The sequence below is a fragment of the Rhizobium sp. C104 genome (assembly GCF_022354505.1).
Lineage (GTDB): Bacteria > Pseudomonadota > Alphaproteobacteria > Rhizobiales > Rhizobiaceae > Rhizobium > Rhizobium redzepovicii.
The window spans coordinates 152,973-179,534 of sequence record NZ_CP092350.1 but is presented as its reverse complement, the minus strand read 5'-3'; the positions used below and the strand labels follow the sequence as shown (position 1 = coordinate 179,534).

The window sequence follows — 26,562 nt, the reverse complement described above, 5'->3', positions numbered from 1 at the left end:
TTCAAAAATGCCGTCTTTACAGGCGTGAGAATAGGCGTTTCAATAAAATCTGCAAATAGCATAGGAAAACGACATGGCGCGCCCGAATATTCTCATCCTGATGGTGGACCAGCTGAACGGGACCTTGTTTCCCGACGGGCCTGCCGACTTCCTGCATGCGCCGCATCTGAAAGCATTGGCTGAACGTTCCGTGCGCTTCGCCAACACCTATACGGCAAGTCCGCTCTGTGCGCCGGCGCGGGCGTCCTTCATGTCCGGGCAATTGCCGAGCCGGACGCGCGTCTATGACAATGCCGCGGAATTTGCCTCCGACATTCCGACCTATGCGCATCATCTGCGCGCCGCCGGATATCAGACGGCGCTATCGGGCAAAATGCATTTCGTCGGCCCAGACCAGCTTCATGGCTTCGAGGAGCGCCTGACGACCGATATCTACCCTGCCGATTTCGGCTGGACGCCCGACTATAGCAAGCCCGGCGAGCGCATAGACTGGTGGTATCACAATTTGGGTTCGGTGACCGGCGCCGGCGTTGCCGAGATCACCAACCAGTTGGAATATGACGATGAGGTTGCCTACCACGCCACCCGCAAGCTGTTCGATCTCTCACGCGCCCACGACGGACGCCCCTGGTGCTTGACCGTCAGCTTCACCCATCCGCACGACCCCTATGTCGCACGCCGCAAATTCTGGGATCTCTATAAAGACTGCCCGGCGCTTGACCCGGCGGTGGCGCCGATCGCCTTCGAGCAACAGGACCCGCATTCGCAGCGGCTGATGAAAGCTTGCGACCACGAGGCTTTCGACATCAGCCCGGAAGAAATCCGGCGCGCAAGGCGGGGCTACTTCGCCAATATCTCCTATGTCGACGAGAAGATCGGCGACATTCTCGGCGTGCTGGAACGGACCCGCATGGCCGACAACACGATCATCCTCTTCGTTTCTGATCACGGCGACATGCTCGGCGACCGCGGCCTCTGGTTCAAGATGAACTTCTTCGAAGGATCGGCGCGCGTCCCGCTGATGATTGCTGCACCCGGCTGGAAGCCGAAACGCATCGAGCAGCCGGTCTCCACCCTCGACGTGACGCCGACGCTCGCCGGTCTTGCCGGGATCGACATCACTGCGTTGAAACCATGGACCGAGGGCGAGGATCTCGCGGGCCTCGCCGAGGGCACCGGCAGCCGCAGTCCCGTGCCGATGGAATATGCCGCTGAAGGTTCCGAAGCGCCACTCGTTTGCCTCAGGGACGGTCGCTACAAGCTTTCGCTCTGCGACAAGGACCCGCCGATGCTGTTCGACCTAGAAGCCGATCCTCAGGAGCTGGACAATCTGGCGGGAAAGCCGGCGCATGTAGACACCCTGGCGAGGCTTGCCGACCAGGCTAGGCGGCGCTGGAACCTTGCCGATTTCGATGCAGCCGTGCGCGAAAGCCAGGCGCGCCGCTGGGTGGTCTACGCGGCGCTGCGCAACGGCGCTTATTATCCCTGGGACTACCAGCCGCTGCAGAAGGCCTCGGAGCGCTATATGCGCAACCACATGGACCTGAACGTGCTCGAGGAAAACCAGAGGTTTCCGCGCCAGGAATGAGCGCGAAATCCTTTGGGATCAGGCCGTCCTGCGCGCCGGCGACTCGCGCAGGAAATCCTCGATGAACTGCTTTTGCAGCAGGATGCCGTCCCATTCGTCGGGGAAGAAGGGCGAGTCGTAGATCAGCGTGAAGGGGCCGGCGTAACCGGCCCGCTCGCACATCTCCAGGCACTTGCGGTAATCCTCTGCATCGAGGCCGGCAACGGTGTAATCGGCCTTGGCATGGCAGATTTCCGCCCGGCGCATGATGTCGGCGAGACCCTCGTATTTCGCGGGCGCTGCCCAATTGCCGAGGTCGCCGTTGAGGCCGACCTTGGCGTCCAGCCGATCCAGCAGCCAGTTCATCTCCACGGGCGACGGCAGCAGGTCGAACCAGTTCTCGACGACGACGCGCACACCGCTACCTTCGGCTTTTTGGGCCAACCAGCTGAGGTGACGGGCGGCACGGCTCAGGTTTTCCTCGGTCGGCTTCTGCTTGCCGGCGATGACGCGCATTCTCTGCGCTCCAAGGGAAACGGCGATATCGATCCACTGCGCCATCCATCTGACGTCGCGTTCAGCCGTCTCGGGATGGCTTGGATCGCCGTCCTCGACGAGCAGTGTCTGGAACAACACGTCCGAGGCCGTCATTGCGTCGCGCAATTCACTTAGATAGCCGGCCTCAAGGCTCGGCAGATGGAAGGAACATATCTCCAGACGATTGACGCCGCGCGCCGCAAGCGCCGCCGGCATATCGATCAGTGCCGCGGCACCAGGGCCATAAGGTTTTTTCGGCGCAGAACTTTTGTCAGGATCGGGGCTGTAGCCATAAACGGCACCGAGCAGCCGATGCAGCGACCACGTCGAAACAGCGAAGCGTCCGTTTTGCAAGATCTGCACGTGCCTTCCTCCCAGATTTCCTCCTGCCATCAATCGCAATAAAAGCCCGGCGGTTCAATTGCCAATCAGGCGAAATCGCCGCGGATGACCGGCTCGGCGGCTAGGGCAACTCCCAGCAGCGCTTCGTCGCGACGGGCGGTGGCCGAGAGCAGCAGGCCGACCGGCATGCAGGAGGCACCCGTGCCGCAGGGGATGGAGACGGCGCACCAGTCGAGGAAATTGCCGAGCGCGGTGTTGCGCAGCGTCTTGTTGTTGGTCGCGAAGAACAGCTCGTCGTCCTGCTCCAGCGGACCGATTGGCGGCGCGACATGGGCGACCGTCGGAAAAGCGAGCAGGCGGTCGCCGACAAGGCGCTCGACATCCGCGATCATCCGTTTGCGCGCATCGAGGATCGCCAGGTAATCGGCCAGGGTCGTCCTGCTTCCCAGGCGGGTGCGCATGACGACGCGGTGGTCCATCCTGTCCGCGTCCGGTCCGGCCAAGCGCTCATGGTGAAGTGCGAAAGCTTCGGCGGTGACCAGCGGGCCATATCTCGTCATCAGATCGAAAATCGCGTCGAAGGCGGGAATGACGGCACGGGCAACATGGGCGCCGGCCCTTTGAAGCCGCTCCAAACCGGCCTCGAAGGCGGCGATGACGCCCGGTTCGGCTCCGTCGAAGACGATATTTTCAGGCACGAGCAGTTCCAGGCCTTGCAACGGACGCTCGACGACATCTGGCGCGATCCGGCCGCGCATCGCCGCATCGATCCACACCGCATCCCTGACGCTGCGGCAGAGCGGCCCCAGCGAATCCAGGCTCTTGGCCAGCGGATAGACGCCTTCCATCGCATGACGGCCGCGGGTCGCCTTGTAGCCGACAATGCCGTTGAAGGCGGCGGGTATGCGCACCGAGCCGCCGGTGTCCGTGCCCATCGCGACCGGCACCAGGCCGGCTGCGACGGCGACACCGGCACCCGAGGACGAGCCGCCCGGAATGCGCGGGAGATCGGTGCCACGCGGATTGACCGGCGTGCCGTAGTGCGGATTGATGCCGAGGCCGGAAAAGGCGAATTCACTCATATTGGTGCGGCCGATAGAGACCATGCCCGCCTGCCTGAGGAAGCCGACGACGGCCGCATCGCGCCTGGCCGGCGCATCGGCGGCCAGCACGACGGATCCCGCCGTCGTCGCCAGGCCTTCGATATCGAAAAGATCCTTCCAGGCGATTGGAACGCCGTCCAGTAATCCGAGCGATCGGCCTTCCCGCAGACGTTTGGAAGAGGCGCGCGCTTCCTCCATCGCGCGGCTTTCGGTCAACGTGGTGAAGACCGCCTTGTCGGCATAATCAGCGATGGTGCCGAAGAAAGCCTCGGCCACATCGACCGGATCGGCCGCGCCACCTTGAATGAGGACGGAAAGCTGGGCGATCGACATCGCGCCGAAGGATTTGCTCATGGGACGATCCACAGAAAGATGATCCTCTGGACTACCCCGGATCATTCCGGCGAGCCAGAGCATCACGATATTTTGCATTTATTAGGACGATTTTTTGAACACTGAGTTTGCAGATTGCCCCTTCAATTGCCGCGATTAAAGACACACATGCTGCACGCATGCGGAAGTCGGTCCGCCATGAGGGTTGAGAGTTTATTCTTGAGAGGCCGGCGCCGCATGTGTTGCAGGAGTAATTTAGATGACAGATTGTGAAACTTTGACCCGTCGCCAGGATATGGTGACCCTCCATGTGAAAGAGGACGAAACCACCGGCTTGGGGGAGCGCGACTATGTGGAACATGTCAGCGCCCAGAAACTTTCGGGCTTCGAGCGCATTGTCGTCGTCGCCGCGCTGGCTCTCTTGAGCTTTGTCGGTTTCGCCGCATATTCTTCCGATGAGACGGACCCGGTGACGACATCGGCCATCGCTGCCCCCGCCGGCGACAGCGCGCCGCACCATCAGCCTTACGGCCATTGCCGTGAGAGCAGCCCGTACGCTGAAAGGGTCTGCTGAAGGCGAGCTCGGCTCGCGCGGGTAAAATCACCTCGCCGGGCATGGAGACCTCGGCCCAGGCTGCATAATGCAGGAAAAGGGAAAGGACCATGGCCGGTGATATCGATTACAATCTCGACCGTTTCGTCCACGCTCAGAACGGCGTCTACGAAAAAGCGCTCTCGGAGCTGAAAGCCGGGCGCAAGACTTCCCACTGGATGTGGTTCATCTTCCCGCAGATATCAGGTCTCGGCACCTCGCCAATGGCGGAAAAATACGCGATCCGCTCGGCTGAGGAAGCCACCGCCTATCTCGCCGATCCCATTCTCTCCAGCCGGCTGCTGCGCTGCGTCGAGGCGATCCTGTCGGTGGAGGGCCGATCGGCGCATGAGATCCTCGGTTCGCCCGATGACCTGAAGCTGCGCTCGTCAATGACCTTGTTTGCCGCAATCAGCGACCATGGCTCGCCCTTTCACCGCGTGATCGAGCGTTTCTATCAAGGGAAATTCGACGACCGGACGATGGATATCCTCCGGACTTAGAATAGGGATTTGGGTCCGGTCGGCCTAATGTCGCCCGAGACTGCTCACAGCTTTCCGCACTCTCTAATTTAGAACAGGATTCAGGCAGGCCGGGCTTGAAATCATCCTGTTCTGGCGGCCCGGCCTGATTCCAGCTCGTCAATTTCGTCGGAAATTTCGCTCAGCCGCTGACGCAGGTCGCTGTCGGTGCCGTCATCGACCTCTTCCTCGCCGAAACAATAGCGCGCATCGTGAAGCTCCAGCTTGGCTTCGAGTTCGGCGCGTTTGGCATACAGGCGCTTGAGATAGACGTAGTTCATCTCCCGGTCTCCATTGTCCTCCGGTGAGGGAAAAACGGTATGGAAGCGGTAAGGTTCCCGAAAAACCGGTTCAGGCGAAAGAGGCGATCGCCGCATTGCAGGCCTTGGCGAAATGACCGCAGCAGCTGGCAGCACCCATCGCCTGGCGGCTGACGCGAGCACCTTCGAGCAGCAGCGTCAGCGTATCGGCAAGAAGCTCCGGCTCGCGCGCATTGGCCGCCGAACAGAGCGCGGCCAGACGATCACGCTGTTCTGCCTTGTGGCGCTCGATCATCTCGTGGGCGGGATGGCCCTCGCCCTTCAGTTCGATGGCGGCATTGGCGAGATCGCAGCCGGCGGGCTCGCCGTTCAGACATTGCGCCCGCATCTCCACCCAAGCGTAGAGCTGGGCGCGCGGATTGCCGGGATAGGCCGCCTCCAGCTCGCGCCAGATCGCACCCGCCTTTTCCGACGCGCGGCGCAGCGTCTCGCAGACAAGCTCGTCCTTCGAGCCGAAATGCCGGTAGAGCGTCATCTTGTTGGTCAGAGCCGCGTCGGCGATGGCATCGACGCCGATGCCGCGGATGCCGCGCTCGCGGAAAAGCTCCGAGGCGGTCGAGACGATACGTTCCCGCGGCGGGATGCGATCTTCTGGAACGGCTGCGGAGATTTCATTCGAAGTTTCTGATTTTTTTGCGGACGTAGTCCTTGACATCGATGTGACCGATCGGTAACAAATGCATTGTTACTTACCGGTAACACCACCAAACGCGAAAGTCAATGAGAACACGGCAGCGCAAAGTGGAACACGGGCGACCGCCCACGAAAGGAGGACAACCATGAGAAAGACCAGAGACGACCTGACGATATCCGAAGCCCTTCGCGACCCCCTGATCGCCATGGTGTTGCGCGCCGACGGCGTGAAGCTTGAAGATTTCAAGCAACTCCTTGAGACGGCCGCCGGCAAACGCGAACCGCGCTCGACGCCGGTCGGCAACATCATTGGAGCGATCGCAAGCCGCACCAATCTGCCGGCGATGCCCTGCTTCGGCTGAACACGCTGCCTGAAAATTTCGGGGGATCTCTCCCTGCCCCCGTCAAGGGCTGTCGTCAGATAGAGGCGGCGGCCCTTGCTGCTTGATCATAGTGGCCGGAAAGCGCCCTGAGCGTCGCCGCCACCGCCGATGCCGCTGCGGCATCGAGCCCCAACCCCTTGACCGATTCCACCAGCAGCGCTTCGCGCACCGCCCGATATTTCAGGCAGATTTCCAAGCCCTTTTCGGTGGCGGCGATCAGCTTCTCCTTGCCTGCACGCGTGCTTTTCACGAGGCCGCGCTTTTCCAGCTTCTTGATCGCATAAATCACCAGATGAGTATCCTCGACGCCGAGCACGCTGCACAGATCGCCGAGCCGTTTCGGCCGCTGCCGGTGCGCCACCGAATGCAGCACCAGAACGTCGATCGGGGCGCATCCAGGCTCGCCAGCCGCCGTCATGCAGCGTACCATCCAGCGGTCGAAGGCATTGCCGGCGAGGATAAGGCCGAACTCCAGCTCCGAAAGAGCCGGAAGCGCGCCATCGGCCAGATGTGCGGAGGAGACGATCGGCCCGATTTCCGCTTGTCTTCCACGCCCATCTGTCATGTCCACCCTCCATGATCCGAGAGGAAACGTTGACATTTTATCCATAAATCGTCAATAAATTTTCAGTTCAACAGGAGGCCGGACGATGGGCGGACAGTGGGATTTCTGGATCGATCGCGGCGGCACCTTCACCGATATCGTCGCACGCCGTCCCGACGGTGCGCTGATCGCCCACAAGCTGCTTTCGGAAAATCCGGAAGCCTATCGCGACCCGGCCGTGCACGGCATTCGCGAACTGCTCGGGCTCAAAGCCGGTGATCCTGTCCCTTCCGAGCGCATCGGCGCGGTGAAGATGGGAACGACGGTCGCCACCAATGCGCTCTTGGAACGCAAGGGGGATCCGACCCTCCTGGTGACGACCAAAGGTTTCCGCGATGCGCTGGAGATCGGCTACCAGGCCCGCGCCGATATCTTCGCCAAGAAGATCGTCAAGCCGGAACTGCTCTATGCCGGCGTCATCGAGGCCGACGAGCGCGTGCTGGCGGACGGCACGGTGGAACGTCCGCTCGACGAGGGCAGGCTGCGGCAGGCGCTCGAAGCCGCCTATGCCGAGGGCCTGCGCGCCGTCGCCATCGTCTTCGTGCACGCCTACCGCTATCCCGAGCATGAGCAACGGGCCGCCGCCATCGCGCGCGCGATCGGCTTCACACAAATCTCGCCCTCGCACGTCGTTTCCCCGCTGATCAAGCTCGTCGGCCGCGGCGACACTGCCGTCGTCGACGCCTATCTGTCCCCGGTTCTCCGGCGCTATGTCGATCAGGTCGCCACCGAACTCGGCGCCGTCGAGGGGCAAGGCCCGAAGCTGATGTTCATGCAGTCCTCCGGCGGGCTGACCGACGCGCATCTGTTCCAGGGTAAGGATGCGATCCTCTCAGGCCCCGCCGGCGGCGTGGTCGGCGCGGTCGAGGTGTCGCGCATTGCCGGCTTCGGCCAGATGATCGGCTTCGACATGGGCGGCACCTCGACGGATGTGTCGCATTACGACGGTGAACTGGAGCGCGCCTTCGAGACCGAAGTCGCCGGCGTGCGCATGCGCGCGCCGATGATGAAGATCCACACGGTGGCCGCCGGCGGCGGTTCGATCCTGAGCTTTGACGGTTCGCGCTTCCGCGTCGGCCCTGAATCAGCCGGCGCCACGCCCGGCCCGAAATCCTATCGCCGCGGCGGCCCGCTCACCGTCACCGACGCCAACATCATGACCGGCAAGCTCCTCCCGGAATTCTTCCCGGCGATCTTCGGCCCGAGACAGGACCAGCCGCTCGATGCCGGGGCGGTGCACGCCGCCTTTGCCGAGATGGCAAAGACGATCGGCGGCGGTCGGACGGCTGAGGACGCCGCCGACGGTTTCCTCGCCATCGCTGTCGAGAACATGGCCAATGCCATCAAAAAGATCTCGGTCCAGCGCGGTTATGACGTTTCGGGCTATGCGCTCACCTGTTTCGGCGGCGCCGGCGGCCAGCATGCCTGCCTCGTCGCCGATAGCCTCGGCATGAAAAGAGTGCTGATCCACCCCTTCTCCGGCATCCTTTCGGCCTATGGCATGGGCCTCGCCGATATCCGCGCCACCCGCCAGCGCGCGGTGCTGACCGAACTTGCTACGGCGTTGGTGACGATCGGCGAGATCAGGGCCGGGTTGGAGGCGGAGGTGCGCGAGGAGTTGACGCTGCAAGGCGTCGAGGCCGCCGACATGGAGGTCGTCACCCGGCTGCACCTGCAATATAAGGGCACCGACACCGCCCTGCCCGTCGCCTTCGGGCCACAGGAGGAGATGGTGCAGGCCTTTGCCATCGCCCATAAGAAACAGTTCGGCTTCATCTTCGAAGACCGGCCCACTGTCGTCGATTCCATCGAAGTCGAGGGCATCGGCGGCGGCGCCGATATCGAGGAAGCTTATAGGGAGGCGAAAGTCTTCGAGCCGGAAGCGCTGCGCACGACCCGCTTCTATTCCGGCGGAACATGGCAGGACGCCGGAATTTTCAAGCGCGACGCGCTGAAGCCCGGCGCCATCCTCAGAGGGCCTGCCCTTGTCATCGAAGCACATCAGACGATCGTCGTCGAAGCCGGCTGGCAGGCGCGGCTCACCGGCCACGATCATATCGTCCTCACCCGCGAGATCCCACTTGCCCGCCATGCCGCGATCGGCACCAATGCCGATCCGGTCATGCTCGAAGTCTTCAACAATCTGTTCATGGCGATCGCCGAGCAGATGGGCGTGACGCTGCAGAACACCGCGCATTCGGTCAATATCAAGGAGCGGCTCGATTTCTCCTGCGCCGTCTTCGACCGCACCGGCGCACTCGTCGCCAATGCGCCGCATATGCCGGTGCATCTCGGCTCGATGGATCGTTCGGTCGAAACCATCATCCGCCTCAACGAAGGCCGCATCCATCCGGGCGACGTCTTCGCGCTCAACGCGCCTTATAATGGCGGCACGCATCTGCCCGACATCACCGTCGTCACCCCTGTTTTCGACGATGCCGGAGAGGTGATCCTGTTTTACGTCGCCTCGCGTGGCCATCATGCCGATATCGGCGGCAAGGCGCCGGGTTCGATGACGCCGCGAGCGACGAAGGTCGACGAGGAAGGCGTGCTGATCGACAATTTCCTGCTGGTCAACAAAGGCCGTTTCCGCGAAGCGGACTTCGCGGCGATGCTGACCGACCATCCCTATCCCGCCCGCAATCCGGCTCAGAACCTTGCCGACGTCAAGGCGCAGATCGCTGCCAACGAAAAGGGCGTGCAGGAGTTGCGCAAGATGGTTTCCCATTTTGGGCTCGACGTCGTCGAAGCCTATATGGGCCATGTGCAGGACAATGCCGAAGAAAGCGTCCGCCGGGTGATCGCCCGCCTCAGTGACAGCGAATTCACCTATCCCACCGATCAGGGCGCCGTCATCAAGGTGAAGATCACCGTCGACAGGCAGGCACGTGAGGCGATGGTCGATTTCACCGGCACGAGCGCGCAACAGCCGACCAATTTCAATGCGCCGGAACCGGTGACGCGCGCCGCCGTGCTCTATGTCTTCCGCGTCATGGTCGAGCAACCGATCCCGATGAATGCCGGCTGCCTTCGGCCGATCCGGATCATCGTGCCGGACGGGTCGATGCTTCGCCCAGCCTATCCGGCCGCCGTCGTCGCCGGCAATGTCGAGACCAGCCAGCATGTGACGAATGCGCTGTTCGGAGCGCTCGGAACGCTCGCGGCAGCCCAGGGCTCGATGAACAACCTGACCTTCGGCAACGCCGCCTATCAATATTACGAGACGATATGCGCCGGCGGCCCCGCCGGCCTGCTCAACGACGGCACCGGCTTCAGCGGCGCCGACGGCGTGCACGCGCATATGACCAATTCGCGGCTGACCGATCCCGAAGTGCTAGAATTCCGCTTTCCCGTCGTGCTCGAAGATTTCCACATCCGCCGCGGTTCTGGCGGCAAGGGACAGTATAGTTCCGGCGGCGGCACCGAGCGCACCATCCGCTTCCTGGAGATGATGGATTGCAGCATTCTCTCCTCGCATCGCACGATCCGGCCTTTCGGCCTTTTCGGCGGAGAAGACGGGCAGCTGGGAAAAACCGAGATCCGCCGCGCGAACGGCACCGTCGAAAGACTTGACGGCTGCGACCAGACAATGCTCGCCGCCGGCGACGCCGTGATCGTCACGACGCCGACCGGCGGTGGCTACGGCAAGCCGGACTGAAACGCGTCACGTCAAACTTTGATCGACCCGCTTCAGCTCCTTGTTTCACGCATGTCTTTAACCCGGAACCGCCAATCCCAGGCGACTTGCGTCAAAGGATCGGCTTGCCGCCAGTGACCGCGATTGTCGTGCCGGAGACATAGCTCGACAAGGGATCGGCCAGCATCACATAGGCTGTAGCCAGCTCCGCCGGCTGGCCGGGCCGTTTCATCGGCACCTGCTTGCCGAAATTGCTGACGCTTTCCTCGGGCAGCGTCGAGGGAATGAGTGGCGTCCAGATCGGCCCCGGCGCCACGGCATTGGCGCGGATGCCCTTCTCGGCCAGAAGCTGGGCAAGGCCGGCGGTGAAATTCTGGATCGCGCCCTTGGTCGTCGCATAGGCAAGCAGTGTCGGGTTCGGACTGTCGGAGTTGATCGAGGCGGTGTTGATGATTGAGCTGCCGGGCTTCATGTGGGGAACGGCCGCCTTGGTCAGATAGAACATCGCATGGATATTGACCTTGAAGGTCAGTTCCCACTCCTCGTCGCTGATTTCGTCGATGCTCTTGAAGCTCGCCTGATGGGCCGCATTGTTGACGAGAATGTCGATACCGCCGAGCTCCTTGACCGCCGTCTCGACGATCTGCCGGCACAGAGCCGGATCCTGGATATCGCCGCTGACCAGCACGGCCTTGCGACCGGCCTCCTCGACCAGCCGCTTCGTCTCGTCGGCATCCTCATCCTCGTCGAGATAGGAAATTACGATATCGGCGCCTTCCCTGGCATAGGCGATCGCCACCGCCCGGCCGATGCCGCTATCGCCGCCGGTGATGATCGCCCGCTTGCCCTTCAGCCGCTCGGAACCGCGATAGCTTTTTTCGCCATGGTCGGGAACCGGGTCCATCTGCGCGGTAAAACCGGGCATCGGCTGTTTCTGGGATGGGAACGGCGGCGTCGGATAATTCGTCATCATGACCTCCTGGGTTCAGGGTCAAACTCAGGCTGCGGTTTGTTGTTCCAAGGTTTTGATCGAGTTCTTTCCGAGCGGGCACACCGTACAGAGAATAATCTCGCTGCCGCATTCCTCCGCACGATCAACCTACAAAATGTTGCGATTTGCCACAGCGACCGCTATGCCATAGTAATGTAACATGATCGCAGTTTTAACGAGGTGCATGGAATTGGACGGAAAAACATCACCCGCAGTTTACGCCGAAGACGAGGGCCATTCCGAGGAAGCCGCCGGCAAGGGCGCGCGGCGCGCGCGCGTCAGCGGTATCGACCGGGCGCTTCAGGTGATCGATCATCTCTATGAGACGGGATCGCCTGCCGGTGTCTATGCCATCGCCAAGGCCGTGAAGGCGCCGCTGTCGACCGTCTACGTCATCGTCGACGATCTGGTCGAGAAGAACATGCTGACACGCCAGGCTGATGGTTCCATCTGGCTCGGCGCACGGCTTTATCACTACGGGCTCGCCTATGCCCGGTCGCTGGATTTCATGAGCATCGCCACCCACGAAATGCACGATCTCTGCCGCCAGGCCGGCGAAACCGTGCAGGTCTGCGGCCGCGACGGTGATTATATGCTGGTGCTTGCCATGGCCGATGGCCCGAGCCACTTCCAGGTGGCGTCGCGCGTCGGCACAAGGGTGCCGCTGAACTGGACGGCGTCGGGCCGCCTGCTTGTCGGCCATCTGCCGGAAGAGGAGCGCATCGAGCTGTTCAAGCGCTGCGCCCGCTCGTCTCCGACCGGCCGCGCCGAGATCGATCCAAGCACGCTGTCGGAAGCCGCCGCCAAGGCCTTTGAGGCGCGCCTGTCGATCCAGGCGGGGGAATCGGATTATGCGGTTGCCTGCATCGCCTCGCCGATCTGCGACCGCGATGGCCACTGCGTCGCCACCATTTCCATCGTGCTGCCGGAGCAGAAAGCCTTCTCCGACGAGAACCACTATACCGCGCATGTACGCAATTCGGCGGAGCGGATCGAAAAGCTGATGGGCTGGCGCAACCGCTAAGGCTTTCCTCGGTCGCCGAACCAAGCCGACGGCCGGTCCTAACGGTAGGAATAACCGTGGCTGTGGCGCACCAGCTTGCGCGCCCGCGGCACGTAGCGGCTGGCTGCAACGGCATCGGCGCCCATCACCGCGTAACGCGGCTCGAACAGCTTGCTGAGGACCGAAACGTCGCCGTTGGAATCCGTCGCCTCGAGTTCGCAATCGACAAGGTCGAAAATGGTGAATTCGGCTTGCGCGCCGACCAAAAGCCGGTTCTCCATCGACAGCTTGATGACCGAGGCCGGTGCATGGGTGACGGCCTCGACCACCTTGTCGAAGGGCATGCCGACGCTGAGCAGCTTCGACATCGTCGTCGCCAGGTCCCAGACCGGAAAATTCATCGAATGGCCGTGCAGGTCGGTCGAGATCGAGAACGGCAGCAGCCCGCGCGCGATCGCCGCTTCCGCCACCTTGAAGGAGAAGGAGGCGCCGCCGTGGCCGATGTCGAGGCGAATGCCCTCGGAGGCGCAGCGCTCGGCGAGATTGAAAAGATCCTCGTCCTCCATGATGCTCGAACCCGCCTTGCCGTTGAAGCAGTGGGTGACGACATCGCCGGGACCGAGGATCTCCAGCACTTCGTCATAGAGCGCCGGCGGTTCGCCGACATGCACCATCATCGGCACTTTCAGAATCTTGGCGATCTTCTTGCCGAGCTTGACAGGGGTGACACCCCAGGAGCCGGTGATGACATGGCTGGCGCGCACCTTGATGCCGACGATGTGCTCGCTGTTTTCGGCGTAGACTTCAAGGATCCGGTCGAGATCGATATCTCTTATATCCCTGAGCTCGGCGACGCGATTGCAGGCGACAAGGCCGATCGAGCCGAGGTTCAGGAAGGCCTTGATGCGCTCGCGCGAGGGCTCGATGATATATTCGCGGAAGCCATGGAAATTCGCCTCACCAGCCGAACCGGCATCGACCAGCGTCGTGACGCCGCGCTCGAGACCGCATTCGGAGGGACGAATGGAAATGTCGGTGCCCCCATGCCAGATATGCACATGCAGGTCGATCCAGCCCGGCGAGACGAAGGCGCCCTTGCCGTCGATGCGGGTCACATCCTCAGAAACGGCGAGCGCCGGACCGATCTTTGCGATTTTGCCGTCGCGATCGACGAGAATGTCGAGCGCCCCTTCCGCAGTCCCCGCACCGAAAGCCATCGGTTTCACATTGGTGAGAAGGAGCGGCTTTTTCGCCTGGTCGCCGGACTTGCTCATATCGCGTCATTCCACAGTTATGTTATATAAATCTTTATAATAGAATAAAGCTGGAGGTGCGCCTGTCAAGCAAAATGACGCGACGAGGACGGCCGCGAAAAATGCTGGCGAAGGCGCGCCAATCTGAAATCCACCTACTGAAGGAGCACCGGATCGCCGTCTGTTTCAGCTGGAAAGCACGGAATAGTTGACGTGTTCGAGATAATCCGGATCTGCGAAGGCGTCGATTACCGTCACCCTCCCGTCGGCGATGGTCAGCGTCACGACGACGCGCAGTTCGTCCTTGATGCGGACGATGAATCCGACTTCGCCGTCGACGAGCGCGGCTTCCGCCGCCTGTGCCCGGCCCTTGAACAGCTCTGCGACCTCGGACGCGCCGCGCCTTCCGCCAAATGGACCGAATCGCGCTGCCGTCGCATCCGGCCGGAAGACGACATCGGGGGCAAGCACGGCAAGCAACGCCTCGAGATCACCGTTGCGCGATGCCGTCAGGAAGGCTTCCGCGATCGTCCGCTTGTGGCCGAGATCGACATCGGGCGCCTCTTCCGTGCCCTGCACTCGGCGGCGGGCGCGGCTTGCGAGCTGCCGGGCGGCGGCGGACGTGCGGCCGATGATCGGCGCGATCTCGTCAAAAGGCAGATCGAACATGTCATGCAGCACGAAGGCGACACGCTCGGCCGGCGCCAGCGTCTGCAGCACGACGAGCAAGGCCACGCCGACCGATTCGGCGAAGGCCGCATCGCGCTCCGGATCGTTTGCCGGATCGGCGATCGCGGCATGAACCGGCATCTCCAGCGGCTCCTCCCGCCGGGTCTTGCGCGCACGCAGCATGTCGAGACAGATGCGCGCCACAACTGTCGTCAACCAGCCGCCGAGATTGCCGACGTCGGTCGTATCCGCGCGGTTGAGCCGCAGCCAGGCCTCCTGGACGGCGTCTTCAGCCTCGCTGCGCGAGCCGAGCATGCGATAGGCCGCCGCCCGCAGATGCGCCCGGTTCGCCTCGAATTGATCGGCCAGCCATTTTTTCTCGTTCATCCGTCACATTCCTTCGCTGCGTTCCGTCAAGCCCATGACGAATGAAACCCGGCCGGTGTGACAGCGCCGGCGGATCGTCGAAGAGCAAAATGCATCGAGGAGACATATCATGCAGGAAAAATTGGTCATGCAGGAGAGAATGGGAAATCCCGCCCTGGTGCTTCCCGCCGCCATGCAGGCGCTGACGGCGCTTGCGAAGGTGCCGGCCGAGGCTGGCCTTTCGCCGAAGCTGCTGGAACTCGTCAATCTGCGCGCCAGCCAGATCAACGGCTGCAGCGTCTGCATCGACGGTCATCCGCGCATCGCCAAGAAGCTCGGCGAGACCGATGAAAGGCTTTTTGCCGTCAGCGCCTGGCGCGACACGCCCTATTTCAGCGGTGCCGAGCGGGCAGCCCTTGCGCTGACCGAGGCCGTGACCCGCACCAGCGACCGTTCCGACCCCGTGCCCGACGAGATCTGGGACGAGGCGACCCGGCACTATGACGGCAAGAGCCTCGCGGCCCTCGTCATCGCCATCGCCAATATCAATGTCTGGAATCGGCTGAACATCGCCACACGGCAGATCGCCGGCGCCTGGAAGCCGTAGATGCGGTTGCCGGCAGCGAATCACCCCTACGCTGCCGGCGACTGAAGTTCAGATGATACCGCCGCCGCCAGCAACCGAAGCCGGGCGCTCGGCCGCAACCTTCTTGCGGTAGCCGCTGGCGCGATAGGCCGCGATCGGGTCGATCGCGCCGCCGGACCTGCGCCGGGCTTCGGCGAGGATCGGCTCGACATCGGCGCGATAGGCGCGCTTCAGCGTTTCCGACGCCATCAACGCGTCATTGTCGTCCTGATAGCCGGACAGCGCCTTGCGGTCGACGAGCAGCGCCTGCGCGTAGGCGCGGCGGATTTCGTTGGCGCTGTTGATCAGGCTCTCAATCGGGTCGGTGACATTATGCGACTGGTCGATCATATGGGCCGGGTTGAAGTCGTTGACCCCACGCTGCTCGGCATCGACCAACTCGTTGAAGACGAGAAACAGCCGATAGGGATCGATCGCGCCGGCATCGAGATCGTCGTCGCCATATTTCGAATCGTTGAAGTGGAAGCCGCCGAGCTTGCCGAACTGGATCAGCCGGGCGACGATCATCTCGATATTGGTGTTCGGCGCATGATGGCCGAGATCGACGAGGCAATGAGCCTTGGGACCGAGCGTCTGGGCGATCAGATAGTTGGTGCCCCAATCCTGCACGATCGTCGAATAGAAGGCCGGCTCGTACATCTTGTGCTCGGTGAACAGCTTCCAATCGTCGGGCAGCGCCTGGTAAATGTCAGCCATCGAGGCGAGGTAACGCTCGAACGCCTTGGTGAAATTGCTCTGGCCGGGGAAGTTCGAGCCGTCGCCGATCCAGACGGTCAGCGCCTTCGACCCGAGTGCCTTGCCGATCTCGATGCATTCGAGATTGTGCTCGACCGCCTGTGCCCGCGTCGCCGCGTCGGTGTGGCTGAGCGAGCCGTATTTGTAGGAATGGGCTTGTCCCGGCCCATCAGAGAAAGTGTTCGAATTCATCGCATCGAAACCGAGGCCGAGCGCATCGCCCCTGGCCCTCAATTCCTTGGCATCCGCCTTGTCCCAGGGAATATGCAATGAGACATTCGGTGTCGCCTGCGTCAACTGATTGATGACGGCGCAATCGTCGAGCTTGTCGAAGATGCCGCGCGGCTCGCCCGTGCCGGGAAAGCGGGCAAAACGCGTGCCGCCGGTGCCGACACCCCAAGAGGGAACGGCGACGAAAAATTCCGCGACCTTGCGGGTGATTGCCTCGATATCGACGCCGCGGCGGTCAAGGTTCGCACCCAGCGCCTCGTAATCGGCTTTCAGTGCGGTCGCCCGCTTGTCGTTATCCGTCGCGATGAGATCCTGCGCGATCCTGAACTCGGCCATTCTTTCCTCCCACTGATGCAATTTCTACATTGGGACCGCCGTTGGGCCGCCCCTCATCCGCCTGCCCGCACCTTCTCCCCGTTCAGACGGGGAGAAGGGGTGTGGCGCATCGTCTCCGTCCCACTCCAACATTTCGTTGGGCAAGTCCCTCTCCCCGTCACGACGGGGAGAGGGTTAGGGTGAGGGGCAGACGCATCCGCCGCCGATCAAAATTACCGCGTAAAGCTCTGCACGTTGCCGGCATCGACGTTGATGATATTGCCGGTCGATTTTGCCGAAAGGTCCGATGCCAGGAAATAGATCGCCTCGGCGATATCCTCCGGAAACACGTTGAGTTTCAGCATCGAACGCTTGCGGTAATGTTCCTCGAGATCATCCACCTCGATCTTCGAGGAGGCGGCGCGCTGCTCGCGCCATTCGCCGCTCCAGATCTTCGAACCGCGCAGCACCGCATCCGGGTTGACCGTGTTGACGCGGATGCCGGCATCGGCACCTTCCAGCGCCAGGCAGCGGGCGAGATGGATCTCGGCGGCCTTTGCGGTGCAATAGGCAGCGGCATTCGGCGAAGCGGCGAGACCGTTTTTCGAGGCGACGAAGACGATGTTGCCGCCGAGCGCCTGACGGCGGAACAGGCGGAAGGCTTCGCGCGAAACCAGGAAATAGCCGGTCGCCAGAATATCGATATTGCGGTTCCACGTCGCAAGCTCGGTGGCTTCGATCGGCGCGGAGGAGGCAATGCCAGCATTCGAGACGAGGATATCGATGCCGCCGAATTCGACCGAGGCTTCCGCAAAGGAGGCGATCACCGCATCTTCCTTGGTGACGTCAAGCCGGACGCTGCGCACCGCGTCGGCGCCAAACTTCTTGACGAAATCGGCCTCGGTGCCCTCAAGCGCCGCCTGGTCGATATCGGCAAGCACCACGCAGGCGCCCTCGCCGACGAGGCGCGCAGCGGTCGCCCGGCCGATGCCGCCGGCGCCGCCGGTGACGAAGGCCACTCGGCCGGCGAGGCTCTTCGGCTTCGGCATGCGCTGCAGCTTGGCCTCTTCGAGAAGCCAGTATTCGATATCGAAGGCTTCCTGCTCCGGCAGGCCCTGATATTCCGAGACCGTCGAAGCGCCGCGCATGACGTTGATGGCGTTGACATAGAATTCGCTGGCGATGCGCGCCGTCGCCTTGTCGCGGGCGAAGGACAGCATGCCGACGCCGGGAACGAGGAAGATGACCGGATTGGCGTCGCGCATGGCGGGCGAATTGTCATGCTTGCAGTCGTTGTAATAGCGGGCGTAATCGGCGCGGTAATCCTCCAGCGCCTGGTCGAGGCCGGCAACGATCGCGTCGACATCCGGCTTGGCGGGATCGAAATCGACGATCAGCGGGCGGATCTTGGTGCGCAGGAAATGATCGGGGCAGCTGGTGCCGAGCGCGCCGAGCGGGCGCAAATCCTTCGAATTGACGAATTCGAGCACGGCGTCCTGATCGTCGAAATGACCGAGCTTGCGCTCCTGCTTGCCGATGCGGCCGCGAATCTCAGGCATCAGCCGGGCAGCGATGGCGCGGCGTTCGGCAACCGGCAAACTCTCAGCGACGGCACCGCCGAAAATCGTCTTGCCTTCAGTCTTTTCGGCAAACCAGACGATCGCCTTGTTGATGATATCGAGCGTCAGCTCGTAGCAGGCCTTGGCATCATCAGCCCAGGTAAAGAGGCCGTGGCTTTCGAGCACGACGCCCTTGGCATTCGGGTTCGCCTTGACGAAGGCTTCGAGATCGAGGCCGAGCTGGAAGCCCGGACGGCGCCAGGGCAGCCAGCCAATCTCGGCGCCGAAGATCTGCTGCGTCAGCTCTTTGGAATTCTTCGATGCGGCAATGGCGATGATGGCGTCGGGATGCATGTGATCAACATGGGTGAACGGCACGAAGCCGTGCAGCGGCGTGTCGATCGAAGCGGCGCGGGCATTGAGGTTGAAGGTACAATGCGGCAGGAAGCCGACCATGCGGTCCTCGTCTTCGACGCCCTTATAGATTGATTTCAGCGCTTCCAGCTTGTCCTGGTAGAGTGTGGCAAAGCCGTCGAGCTTGATGGTGCCGACATCGCCGCCGGAGCCCTTGACCCAGAGCACCTTGACCGTGCCGCTGGTCAGCGGATCGGTCTCCATCACCTTCGCCGAGGTGTTGCCGCCGCCGTAATTGGTGATGCGCTTGTCGGCGCCGAGCAGGTTGGAGCGATAGAGCAGCTTGCCGGGCTCATCGAGGCCTGCCGCATATGCATCATCCCACCGGTTATCCAGAAGCCGGACGTTCGCCGCCATATCATCCTCCCATATAGGCTTGTCAGGGGCCGCGATCAGCGCGCCCTTTCGCTCACGGTATCGCGCATCAAAAGTGTGCTTGTCAATCGAAAACGATCATATTCGATTATGCTGCATCGCAATATGAAAATTTATGATCGTTTGTGATTGACAGTCATTAAGGGATGCGAAATAAATGTGACAAGAGGAGGAGCCCAATGCACGAACGCGAACGCCATCGCATCATCTTAAGCGCTGTTCAGGAAAAGTCGGTGGTGACGATCCAGGACATTGCCGAGCTGACGGAAGCTTCCGAAGCGACGATCCGGCGCGACATTGCGGCTCTTCATGTGCAGGGCAAGATCCGTCGCGTCCGCGGCGGCGCCGAAGCGGTGCATCCGCCGCAGCTCGGCAATCTCGCCGGCCGGCCCTTCCGGGTTTCAGAATCAGTCAACATCGATAAAAAACGTGCAATTGCCCGCGCAGCTGTCGATCTCTGCGAAGCGGGCGATGCCATCATCATCAACGGCGGCACGACAACCTTCCAGATGGTGCATTACATGGCCGGCCATCGCCTGCAGGTGATGACCAATTCTTTTGCCATCGCCGAACATCTGGTCAAACATTCCAAAAACACGGTGACGGTGCCGGGCGGCGCGATCTATCGCGAGCAGAGCCTCATCCTGTCGCCTTTCGACAATGACGCGATCCGCAATTTTTATGCGCGACGCATGTTCATCGGCGCCCAGGGCGTCGGCCCGCTCGGCATCATGGAGGCGGACGCCCTCATCATTCAGAGCGAGCAGAAGCTGATGCACCAGGCCGACGAACTCGTCGTCATGGTCGATTCAAGCAAATTCAATCGCCGGTCGAGCCTCATTCTCTGCGCGCTCGACCGCGTCTCTGCGATCATCACCGATGACGGGATTTCGGAAGAGGCAGCTCGCATGGTCGAGAATGCCGGTGTCCGGCTGGTTGTCGCGACCCCGGTGGCGCAGCTTGCGAAGGAGGATTCCTCGTCGGTCGCATGAGGCGCCGCCGAGGTGTGGAAGTCTAAATCTTAATGGGAGGAAAGTGACATGAAATTCGCAAAGACACTGGCGCTCGGCGCAGCGCTTGCCGTCGCTATGATGGCCGGCACTGCCAGCGCCAAGGACATCAAGATCGGCCTCGTCGTCAAATCGCTCGGCAACGGCTTCTTCGACGCCGCCAACAAGGGCGCCCAGGAAGCCGCCAAGGAACTCGGCGGCGTAGAAGTGATCTACACCGGCCCGACCTCGACGACGGCCGAAGGCCAGATCGAAGTCATCAACTCGCTGATCGCCCAGGGCGTCGACGCCATCGCCGTCTCGGCCAACGATCCGGATGCACTTGTCCCCGCACTGAAGAAGGCGACCCAGCGCGGCATCAAGGTCATCTCCTGGGATTCGGGCGTTGCGCCGGAAGGCCGTATCCTGCAGCTCAACCCTTCGTCCAACGAGCTGATCGGCAAGATGTGCCTGACGCTCGTCAAGGACCATCTCGACGGCGGCAAGGGTGACTTCGCCATCCTGTCGGCAACCACCACCTCGACCAACCAGAACATCTGGATCGACCAGATGAAGAAGCAGCTCAAGGATTTCCCGGGTCTCAACCTCGTCACCACGGTTTACGGCGACGACCTCTCGGACAAGTCCTATCGTGAAGCCGAAGGCCTCTTGAAGTCGAACCCGAACGTCAAGGTCATCGTCGCTCCGACGACGGTCGGCGTTCTCGCCGCTTCCAAGGTCGTCGAAGACAAGGGTCTCGTCGGCAAGGTCTACGTCACCGGCCTCGGCCTGCCGTCCGAAATGGCCGGCGCGATCAAGTCGGGCGCCACCAAGGAATTCGCCATCTGGAACCCGATCGACCTCGGCTACTCCGCAACCCAGATCGCCTATCACCTGGCAAAGGGTGATGCCGATGGCAAGCCGGGCAGCGAAATCGAAGCCGGCCGCATGGGCAAGATCAAGATCGGCGACAACGGCGAAGCCGCTATGGCCGATCCCTTCGTCTACAATGCTGCGAACATCGACCAGTTCTCCAAGGTCTTCTGATCCACAGCCGACGAATAAGATCCCGGCGGCCTTGCCGCCGGGATTTCCCTTTCGACATTTGGTAGAAATCTGATGAACGCCGCCTTTCAACAAACCGTCACGGACAGCAAAACCGGCGATGCGCCCGCCATTCTGGAAATGCGCGGCATCTCCCAGATCTTTCCGGGCGTGAAAGCGCTCGACAATGTCAGCATCGCCCTTCATCCCGGCACGGTGACGGCGCTGATCGGCGAAAACGGTGCCGGCAAATCGACGCTCGTCAAGATCCTGACCGGCATCTACCGGCCGAACGAAGGCGAGATCCTGGTCGACGGCCGGCCGACGAGTTTTGCCAGCGCCCAGGCGGCAATCGATGCCGGCGTCACCGCCATCCATCAGGAAACCGTGCTTTTTGACGAGCTGACGGTTGCCGAAAACATCTTCCTCGGCCATGCGCCGCGCACGCGCCTGCGCACCATCGACTGGCAGGCGATGAACAACCGCTCGAAGACGCTGCTGACCGCGCTCGAAAGCAATATCGATCCGACCATCCGGCTCAAGGACCTCTCCATTGCGCAGCGCCATCTGGTGGCGATCGCCCGCGCTCTGTCGATCGAGGCCCGCATCGTCATTATGGACGAGCCGACGGCCGCCCTTTCCCGCAAGGAAATCGACGATCTCTTCCGCATTGTCCGGGGCCTGAAGGAACAGGGCAAGGCGATCCTCTTCATCAGCCACAAGTTCGATGAGGTTTACGAAATCGCCGACGATTTCGTCGTCTTCCGCGACGGCCGCGCCATCGGCCAGGGCCGGCTCAAGGACACGCCGCAGGACGAGATCGTCCGCATGATGGTCGGCCGCGACGTCGAGAACGCTTTCCCGAAGATCAATGTCGCCATTGGCGGCCCGGTGCTGGAAATCCGCAACTACAGCCACCGCACCGAATTCCGCGACATTTCCTTCACCCTGCGCAAGGGCGAGATTCTCGGCATTTACGGGCTGATCGGCGCCGGCCGCTCGGAACTCTCCCAATCCCTCTTCGGCATCACCCGGCCGCTCTGCGGCACGATGATGCTCGAAGGCCGCGAGATCACCATCCATTCGCCACAGGATGCGATCCGCGCCGGCATCGTCTATGTGCCGGAAGAACGCGGCCGGCACGGGCTGGCACTGCCGATGCCGATCTTCCAGAACATGACGCTGCCCTCGCTCACCCGCACCTCGCGCCGCGGCTTTCTGAGAGCGGCGGAAGAATTCGCGCTTGCGCGCAAATATGCCGAGCGGCTGGATCTGCGCGCCGCCGCGCTTTCCGTGCCGGTCGGCACGCTGTCGGGCGGCAACCAGCAGAAAGTCGTCATCGGCAAATGGCTGGCGACGTCGCCGAAGGTGATCATTCTCGACGAACCCACAAAGGGCATCGACATCGGCTCGAAGGCGGCCGTGCACGGCTTTATCAGCGAACTTGCCGCCGAGGGCCTGTCGATCATCATGGTCTCTTCCGAACTGCCCGAGATCATCGGCATGTCGGACCGGGTTCTGGTGATGAAGGAAGGGCTCGCCGCCGGAATTTTCGAGCGGGCCGAACTGTCGCCGGAAGCGCTGGTGCGCGCCGCCACCGGCAATGCATGAGGTAGAAGTATGGCAAGACTGATCAGAAAACGCGAAACCCTGCTGTTCCTCATCATCGTCGTGATGATCGCGATCTTTTCGACGCGGGCAGCCGATTTCGCCACACCGGACAATCTCGCCGGGATCTTCAACGACACCTCGATCCTGATCATCCTGGCGCTGGCGCAGATGACGGTCATCCTGACGAAATCGATCGACCTGTCGGTCGCCGCCAATCTCGCCTTTACCGGCATGGCGATCGCGATGATGAATGCCGCCCATCCCGATCTGCCGCTCGTCGTGCTGATCCTGATGGCTATCGTCATCGGCGCCTGTCTCGGCGCGATCAACGGCTTTCTCGTCTGGGCGCTGGAAATCCCGCCGATCGTCGTCACCCTCGGCACGCTCACCATCTATCGCGGTATGGCCTTCGTGCTCTCGGGCGGAGCCTGGGTCAACGCCCACCAGATGACGCCGATCTTCCTGTCCGTGCCGCGCACGCCGATCCTCGGTCTGCCCGTGCTCGGCTGGGTCGGCATTATCATCGTGCTGCTGATGTATGTGCTGCTTCGATATACCCAGTTCGGCCGCTCGGCCTATGCGACCGGCGGCAATCCGACCGCCGCCGTCTATGCCGGCATCGATACGGGCTGGACAAAATTCCTCGCCTTCGTTCTGTCAGGGGCGCTCGCCGGGCTTTCGAGCTATCTCTGGGTATCGCGTTATGCCGTCGCCTATGTCGATATCGCCAACGGCTTCGAGCTCGACAGCGTGGCTGCCTGCGTCATCGGCGGCATATCGATTGCCGGCGGCGTCGGCTCGGTCGCCGGCACTGTGCTCGGCGCGCTCTTCCTCGGCGTCATCAAGAATGCGCTGCCGGTGATCGGCATTTCACCCTTCACCCAGATGGCGATCTCCGGAACCGTCATCATTCTCGCCGTCGCCTTCAACGCCCGGCGTGAACGCAACCGGGGCCGCATCATCCTGCGCGACCGCGCCGCAGCCGAGATCAGAACGGGGGCCGCAGCATGAGCACCGTGTCCACACCCGAAAAGCGGGTCATCCCCGATCGCCTCGGCACGCCGTTGCGGCGCATCGTCGCCAGCTGGGAAGTGCTGCTCTTTGGCGTCGCCGTCCTGATCTTCATCTTCAATTCCCTGGCCTCGCCCTATTTCCTCGATGCCTGGAACCTCTCGGACGCCACCTTCAACTTCACGGAAAAGGCGATGATCGCCTTCGCCATGGCGCTGCTCGTCATCTCGGGCGAAATCGACCTGTCGGTCGCTGCGATCATCGCGCTCGCTTCGACGGCGATGGGGGCGGCAGCCCAGTTCGGCATCGGCACGCCGGGCCTGGTGCTGATCGGCATCGGCACCGGCCTTGTCTGTGGCACCTTCAACGGCGTCCTGGTCTCGGTGCTGAAACTGCCGTCAATCGTCGTCACCATCGGTACGATGAGTCTTTTCCGCGGCATTTCCTATATCGTGCTCGGCGATCAGGCCTATGGCAAATATCCCGCCGACTTCGCCTATTTCGGCCAGGGTTATGTCGTCTGGGTATTCTCCTTCGAATTCGTGCTGTTCATCGTGCTGGCGATCGCCTTCGCCATTCTGCTGCATGCGACGAATTTCGGCCGGCAGGTCTATGCGATCGGCAATAACGACTTTGCCGCCCGCTTCTCCGGCATCCCGGTCGAGCGCGTCAAATTCATCCTCTTCCTGCTGACCGGCATCATGAGCGGCATCGCCGCCGTCTGTCTGACCTCGCGCCTCGGCTCGACCCGGCCGTCGATCGCGCAAGGCTGGGAGCTCGAGGTTGTCACCATGGTCGTGCTCGGCGGCATCTCGATCCTCGGCGGCTCCGGCACGATCGGCGGCGTCGTCATCGCCGCCTTCGTCATGGGCCTCGTCACCTTCGGCCTCGGCCTGCTGAACGTGCCCGGCATCGTCATGTCGATCTTCATCGGCCTGCTCCTCATCATCACCATTGCCATCCCGATCATCGCCCGCCGCATCAAGCTCATGAGTTCCCGATGACTTTGGAAAAACACGCCTTCAAGATGCAGCTCAATCCCGGCATGGAAGCCGAATACCGCAAGCGGCATGACGAAATCTGGCCGGAACTGGTCGATCTCCTGCATCAGTCGGGGGCCAGCGACTATTCCATCCATCTCGACCGTCAGACCAATACCCTGTTCGGCGTGTTGACGCGGCCGGCCGACCACACCATGGCGAGCCTGCCGGAACATCCGGTCATGAAGAAATGGTGGGCACACATGGCCGACATCATGGCTGTAAATCCGGATAATTCGCCTGTTCAAAGCGACCTCGTCACCCTCTTCCATATGCCATGACCGCTCCCTCCTATCGCCGCATCGCCGTACTCGACATCGGCAAGACCAATGCCAAGGTTGTCGTGCTCGACAGCGGGACGGGCGCCGAGATCGCCGTGCTGAAACGGCCGAACGTTACGATAAAGACCGGCCCCTACCCGCATTACGACATAGAGGCGCTCTGGTCCTTCGCGCTCGATGCGTTGAAGCGCCTGGCGAGGGAACCGGGCTTCGACGCCATTTCGATCACCACCCACGGCGCCGCAGCCGCCCTGCTCGATCGGCACGGTGAACTCGCCATGCCTGTGATCGACTACGAACATGAATACCCCGAGGAAATCCGCGATGCCTATACGGCCTTGCGTCCCGCCTTCGACGAAACCTTCTCGCCGCGGCTTACGATGGGCCTCAATGTCGGCGCACAGCTGCACTACCAGAAGAGCGCCTTCCCCGAGGCATTCGCCAAGGTCGCGACTATTCTCACCTATGCGCAATATTGGACGGCGCGGCTGACCGGTGTCGCCGCCAACGAGCTGACCTCGCTCGGCTGCCACACCGACCTCTGGAACCCGAAAACATCAGACTATTCGTCGCTCGTCGACAGGCTCGGCATCCGCGCGCTGATGGCGCCGATCCGCTCCGCCTTCGATGCGCTCGGCCCGGTCCTGCCCGGGATCGCCGAAGAGCTCGGGCTTGCCGCGCCGGTGCGGGTTTATTGCGGCATTCACGATTCCAACGCCTCGCTGCTGCCGCATCTGGTCCATCGGGAAGCCCCCTTCGCCGTCGTCTCCACCGGCACCTGGGTCATCAATTTCGGCGTCGGCGGCGATCTCGATCACCTCGATGCCAAACGCGATGCGCTCGCCAATGTCGATGCCTATGGCCGGGCCGTCCCCTCCTCGCGTTTCATGGGCGGGCGGGAGTTCGAAATCCTTTCGGCCGAGATCGGTCCCGTCGGTGAAAAGGCCGCCCAGGCGGCGATCGGCCCAGCCATCGAAAAGGGCGTGATGCTGCTGCCTAACATGGCCCCCGGCTCCGGACCTTTTCCCGGCAAGGCAAGCCGCTGGATCGGCGCCGAAGGAGCGAGCCGCGAGGAGCGCCACGCCGCCGCTTGCCTCTATCTCGCTTTGATGACCGATGCCTGTCTCGGACTGATCGGCGCCAAAGGCCCGGTTATCGTCGAGGGTCCCTTTGCGCTCAACGAGACCTATCTGAAGCTGCTTGCGGCGCTTGCCGGCCGCGAGGTCCTCGCCCTTCCCGGCTCGACCGGCACCAGCCAGGGTGCCGCCCTTCTCACCGGCATCCGGCCGGTATCCGGCGCCGAAACGCGTGTTCCGCCTGCCGAGATCGCGGAGCTGGCCGCCTATCGCGATCGCTGGTACGCGGCGATGGAATAAGAGCTTTTCCAAATACGGCTCAACAACGTCCTTGCTCCCCCCTGCCTTGCGGTTAGTGTGCCCCTCGAAAATCAATTCGAG

At 62.3% G+C, this 26,562-nt stretch carries 24 protein-coding genes; 14 read left to right on the top strand and 10 right to left on the bottom strand.

The annotated features are described in order from the left end of the window. Positions 1-73: 73 nt before the first annotated feature. On the top strand, positions 74-1,588 hold the full coding sequence (betC, locus tag MF410_RS25290; protein WP_239620604.1) for a choline-sulfatase: 1,515 nt from the start codon (positions 74-76) through the stop codon (positions 1,586-1,588). Positions 1,589-1,606: 18 nt separating this feature from the next. Here the strand turns inward: betC and MF410_RS25285 are convergent, their stop codons facing one another. Beyond that, a complete protein-coding gene (locus tag MF410_RS25285; protein ID WP_097628973.1) occupies positions 1,607-2,467 on the bottom strand; it encodes a TIM barrel protein in 861 nt (286 codons plus the stop codon). A 65-nt stretch (positions 2,468-2,532) separates the two neighbouring features. Next, positions 2,533-3,903: an amidase gene (locus MF410_RS25280; protein WP_239620603.1), complete on the bottom strand. Its 1,371-nt coding sequence runs from the start codon at positions 3,901-3,903 to the stop codon at positions 2,533-2,535. A 274-nt stretch (positions 3,904-4,177) separates the two neighbouring features. Between MF410_RS25280 and MF410_RS25275 the strand changes: the two genes are divergently transcribed. Then, the gene (locus tag MF410_RS25275; protein ID WP_179867176.1) at positions 4,178-4,456 is read left to right on the top strand and encodes a hypothetical protein; all 279 of its coding nucleotides are present in this window, start codon (positions 4,178-4,180) and stop codon (positions 4,454-4,456) included. An 89-nt stretch (positions 4,457-4,545) separates the two neighbouring features. Then, on the top strand, positions 4,546-4,977 hold the full coding sequence (locus MF410_RS25270) for a DUF1810 domain-containing protein (protein WP_097628971.1): 432 nt from the start codon (positions 4,546-4,548) through the stop codon (positions 4,975-4,977). Between the two features lie 101 nt (positions 4,978-5,078). On the opposite strand, the gene MF410_RS25265 is transcribed toward MF410_RS25270, so the two are convergent. Continuing rightward, positions 5,079-5,276, bottom strand: coding sequence for a hypothetical protein (locus MF410_RS25265; RefSeq protein WP_097628970.1), 198 nt, complete (start codon positions 5,274-5,276; stop codon positions 5,079-5,081). A 70-nt stretch (positions 5,277-5,346) separates the two neighbouring features. Continuing rightward, on the bottom strand, positions 5,347-5,970 hold the full coding sequence (locus tag MF410_RS25260) for a TetR/AcrR family transcriptional regulator (RefSeq protein ID WP_097628969.1): 624 nt from the start codon (positions 5,968-5,970) through the stop codon (positions 5,347-5,349). A 124-nt stretch (positions 5,971-6,094) separates the two neighbouring features. Here MF410_RS25260 and MF410_RS25255 point away from each other — a divergent pair, with 124 nt between their 5' ends. Next, positions 6,095-6,310, top strand: a complete 216-nt coding sequence (locus MF410_RS25255; protein WP_097628968.1) for a hypothetical protein — start codon at positions 6,095-6,097, stop codon at positions 6,308-6,310. A gap of 55 nt (positions 6,311-6,365) precedes the next feature. On the opposite strand, the gene MF410_RS25250 is transcribed toward MF410_RS25255, so the two are convergent. Continuing rightward, positions 6,366-6,896 (bottom strand): winged helix DNA-binding protein, encoded by a 531-nt coding sequence (locus tag MF410_RS25250; protein WP_222148567.1) that lies wholly within the window; start codon positions 6,894-6,896, stop codon positions 6,366-6,368. A gap of 85 nt (positions 6,897-6,981) precedes the next feature. On the opposite strand from MF410_RS25250, the gene MF410_RS25245 reads away from it, so the two are divergent. Then, the gene (locus MF410_RS25245; protein WP_239620602.1) at positions 6,982-10,593 is read left to right on the top strand and encodes a hydantoinase B/oxoprolinase family protein; all 3,612 of its coding nucleotides are present in this window, start codon (positions 6,982-6,984) and stop codon (positions 10,591-10,593) included. Positions 10,594-10,684: 91 nt separating this feature from the next. On the opposite strand, the gene MF410_RS25240 is transcribed toward MF410_RS25245, so the two are convergent. Continuing rightward, positions 10,685-11,542 carry an SDR family oxidoreductase gene (locus MF410_RS25240; RefSeq protein WP_097629066.1) on the bottom strand — a complete coding sequence of 286 codons (858 nt, stop codon included), beginning with the start codon at positions 11,540-11,542 and terminating at the stop codon, positions 10,685-10,687. Positions 11,543-11,747: 205 nt separating this feature from the next. On the opposite strand from MF410_RS25240, the gene MF410_RS25235 reads away from it, so the two are divergent. Continuing rightward, a complete protein-coding gene (locus MF410_RS25235; protein ID WP_131710852.1) occupies positions 11,748-12,587 on the top strand; it encodes an IclR family transcriptional regulator in 840 nt (279 codons plus the stop codon). A 38-nt stretch (positions 12,588-12,625) separates the two neighbouring features. Here the strand turns inward: MF410_RS25235 and MF410_RS25230 are convergent, their stop codons facing one another. Continuing rightward, the gene (locus MF410_RS25230; RefSeq protein ID WP_183778082.1) at positions 12,626-13,840 is read right to left on the bottom strand and encodes an amidohydrolase/deacetylase family metallohydrolase; all 1,215 of its coding nucleotides are present in this window, start codon (positions 13,838-13,840) and stop codon (positions 12,626-12,628) included. A 165-nt stretch (positions 13,841-14,005) separates the two neighbouring features. Then, positions 14,006-14,875 carry a sigma-70 family RNA polymerase sigma factor gene (locus MF410_RS25225; protein ID WP_183778080.1) on the bottom strand — a complete coding sequence of 290 codons (870 nt, stop codon included), beginning with the start codon at positions 14,873-14,875 and terminating at the stop codon, positions 14,006-14,008. A gap of 127 nt (positions 14,876-15,002) precedes the next feature. Here MF410_RS25225 and MF410_RS25220 point away from each other — a divergent pair, with 127 nt between their 5' ends. Next, complete coding sequence (locus MF410_RS25220; RefSeq protein WP_037074429.1) at positions 15,003-15,461, top strand: carboxymuconolactone decarboxylase family protein; 459 nt, start codon at positions 15,003-15,005, stop codon at positions 15,459-15,461. 48 nt (positions 15,462-15,509) lie between these two features. Here the strand turns inward: MF410_RS25220 and rhaI are convergent, their stop codons facing one another. Together rhaI and MF410_RS25210 are read right to left on the bottom strand one after the other, a co-directional pair. Beyond that, positions 15,510-16,802 (bottom strand): L-rhamnose catabolism isomerase, encoded by a 1,293-nt coding sequence (rhaI, locus tag MF410_RS25215; protein WP_222148569.1) that lies wholly within the window; start codon positions 16,800-16,802, stop codon positions 15,510-15,512. Between the two features lie 212 nt (positions 16,803-17,014). Beyond that, positions 17,015-19,111: a bifunctional rhamnulose-1-phosphate aldolase/short-chain dehydrogenase gene (locus tag MF410_RS25210; RefSeq protein WP_183854567.1), complete on the bottom strand. Its 2,097-nt coding sequence runs from the start codon at positions 19,109-19,111 to the stop codon at positions 17,015-17,017. Positions 19,112-19,308: 197 nt separating this feature from the next. Between MF410_RS25210 and MF410_RS25205 the strand changes: the two genes are divergently transcribed. From MF410_RS25205 to MF410_RS25175, 7 genes are all read left to right on the top strand, one after another. Then, positions 19,309-20,121: a DeoR/GlpR family DNA-binding transcription regulator gene (locus MF410_RS25205; RefSeq protein ID WP_097628961.1), complete on the top strand. Its 813-nt coding sequence runs from the start codon at positions 19,309-19,311 to the stop codon at positions 20,119-20,121. A gap of 48 nt (positions 20,122-20,169) precedes the next feature. Then, on the top strand, positions 20,170-21,165 hold the full coding sequence (gene rhaS / locus MF410_RS25200) for a rhamnose ABC transporter substrate-binding protein (protein ID WP_183778074.1): 996 nt from the start codon (positions 20,170-20,172) through the stop codon (positions 21,163-21,165). A 72-nt stretch (positions 21,166-21,237) separates the two neighbouring features. Continuing rightward, positions 21,238-22,773, top strand: a complete 1,536-nt coding sequence (locus MF410_RS25195; RefSeq protein WP_183778072.1) for a sugar ABC transporter ATP-binding protein — start codon at positions 21,238-21,240, stop codon at positions 22,771-22,773. A gap of 9 nt (positions 22,774-22,782) precedes the next feature. Continuing rightward, a complete protein-coding gene (locus MF410_RS25190) occupies positions 22,783-23,784 on the top strand; it encodes an ABC transporter permease (protein WP_097628958.1) in 1,002 nt (333 codons plus the stop codon). Next, entirely contained in the window at positions 23,781-24,788 is a 1,008-nt protein-coding gene (locus MF410_RS25185) for an ABC transporter permease (protein WP_097628957.1), read from the top strand. The genes MF410_RS25190 and MF410_RS25185 overlap by 4 nt, the downstream gene beginning before the upstream one ends. After that, positions 24,785-25,105: an L-rhamnose mutarotase gene (rhaM, locus tag MF410_RS25180; RefSeq protein ID WP_097628956.1), complete on the top strand. Its 321-nt coding sequence runs from the start codon at positions 24,785-24,787 to the stop codon at positions 25,103-25,105. The genes MF410_RS25185 and rhaM overlap by 4 nt, the downstream gene beginning before the upstream one ends. Further along, positions 25,102-26,481: an FGGY-family carbohydrate kinase gene (locus MF410_RS25175; RefSeq protein ID WP_183778070.1), complete on the top strand. Its 1,380-nt coding sequence runs from the start codon at positions 25,102-25,104 to the stop codon at positions 26,479-26,481. Before rhaM ends, MF410_RS25175 begins: the two co-directional genes overlap by 4 nt. Positions 26,482-26,562 lie beyond the last annotated feature (81 nt).

Coding starts and splice junctions, on each gene's coding strand:
- betC (WP_239620604.1), top strand. CDS start 74: ATGGCGCGCCCGAATATTCTCATCCTGATGGTGGACCAGCTGAACGGG.
- MF410_RS25280 (WP_239620603.1), bottom strand. CDS start 3,903: ATGAGCAAATCCTTCGGCGCGATGTCGATCGCCCAGCTTTCCGTCCTC.
- MF410_RS25275 (WP_179867176.1), top strand. CDS start 4,178: ATGGTGACCCTCCATGTGAAAGAGGACGAAACCACCGGCTTGGGGGAG.
- MF410_RS25270 (WP_097628971.1), top strand. CDS start 4,546: ATGGCCGGTGATATCGATTACAATCTCGACCGTTTCGTCCACGCTCAG.
- MF410_RS25265 (WP_097628970.1), bottom strand. CDS start 5,276: ATGAACTACGTCTATCTCAAGCGCCTGTATGCCAAACGCGCCGAACTC.
- MF410_RS25260 (WP_097628969.1), bottom strand. CDS start 5,970: ATGTCAAGGACTACGTCCGCAAAAAAATCAGAAACTTCGAATGAAATC.
- MF410_RS25255 (WP_097628968.1), top strand. CDS start 6,095: ATGAGAAAGACCAGAGACGACCTGACGATATCCGAAGCCCTTCGCGAC.
- MF410_RS25250 (WP_222148567.1), bottom strand. CDS start 6,896: ATGACAGATGGGCGTGGAAGACAAGCGGAAATCGGGCCGATCGTCTCC.
- MF410_RS25245 (WP_239620602.1), top strand. CDS start 6,982: ATGGGCGGACAGTGGGATTTCTGGATCGATCGCGGCGGCACCTTCACC.
- MF410_RS25240 (WP_097629066.1), bottom strand. CDS start 11,542: ATGACGAATTATCCGACGCCGCCGTTCCCATCCCAGAAACAGCCGATG.
- MF410_RS25235 (WP_131710852.1), top strand. CDS start 11,748: ATGGAATTGGACGGAAAAACATCACCCGCAGTTTACGCCGAAGACGAG.
- MF410_RS25230 (WP_183778082.1), bottom strand. CDS start 13,840: ATGAGCAAGTCCGGCGACCAGGCGAAAAAGCCGCTCCTTCTCACCAAT.
- MF410_RS25225 (WP_183778080.1), bottom strand. CDS start 14,875: ATGAACGAGAAAAAATGGCTGGCCGATCAATTCGAGGCGAACCGGGCG.
- MF410_RS25220 (WP_037074429.1), top strand. CDS start 15,003: ATGCAGGAGAGAATGGGAAATCCCGCCCTGGTGCTTCCCGCCGCCATG.
- rhaI (WP_222148569.1), bottom strand. CDS start 16,802: ATGGCCGAGTTCAGGATCGCGCAGGATCTCATCGCGACGGATAACGAC.
- MF410_RS25210 (WP_183854567.1), bottom strand. CDS start 19,111: ATGGCGGCGAACGTCCGGCTTCTGGATAACCGGTGGGATGATGCATAT.
- MF410_RS25205 (WP_097628961.1), top strand. CDS start 19,309: ATGCACGAACGCGAACGCCATCGCATCATCTTAAGCGCTGTTCAGGAA.
- rhaS (WP_183778074.1), top strand. CDS start 20,170: ATGAAATTCGCAAAGACACTGGCGCTCGGCGCAGCGCTTGCCGTCGCT.
- MF410_RS25195 (WP_183778072.1), top strand. CDS start 21,238: ATGAACGCCGCCTTTCAACAAACCGTCACGGACAGCAAAACCGGCGAT.
- MF410_RS25190 (WP_097628958.1), top strand. CDS start 22,783: ATGGCAAGACTGATCAGAAAACGCGAAACCCTGCTGTTCCTCATCATC.
- MF410_RS25185 (WP_097628957.1), top strand. CDS start 23,781: ATGAGCACCGTGTCCACACCCGAAAAGCGGGTCATCCCCGATCGCCTC.
- rhaM (WP_097628956.1), top strand. CDS start 24,785: ATGACTTTGGAAAAACACGCCTTCAAGATGCAGCTCAATCCCGGCATG.
- MF410_RS25175 (WP_183778070.1), top strand. CDS start 25,102: ATGACCGCTCCCTCCTATCGCCGCATCGCCGTACTCGACATCGGCAAG.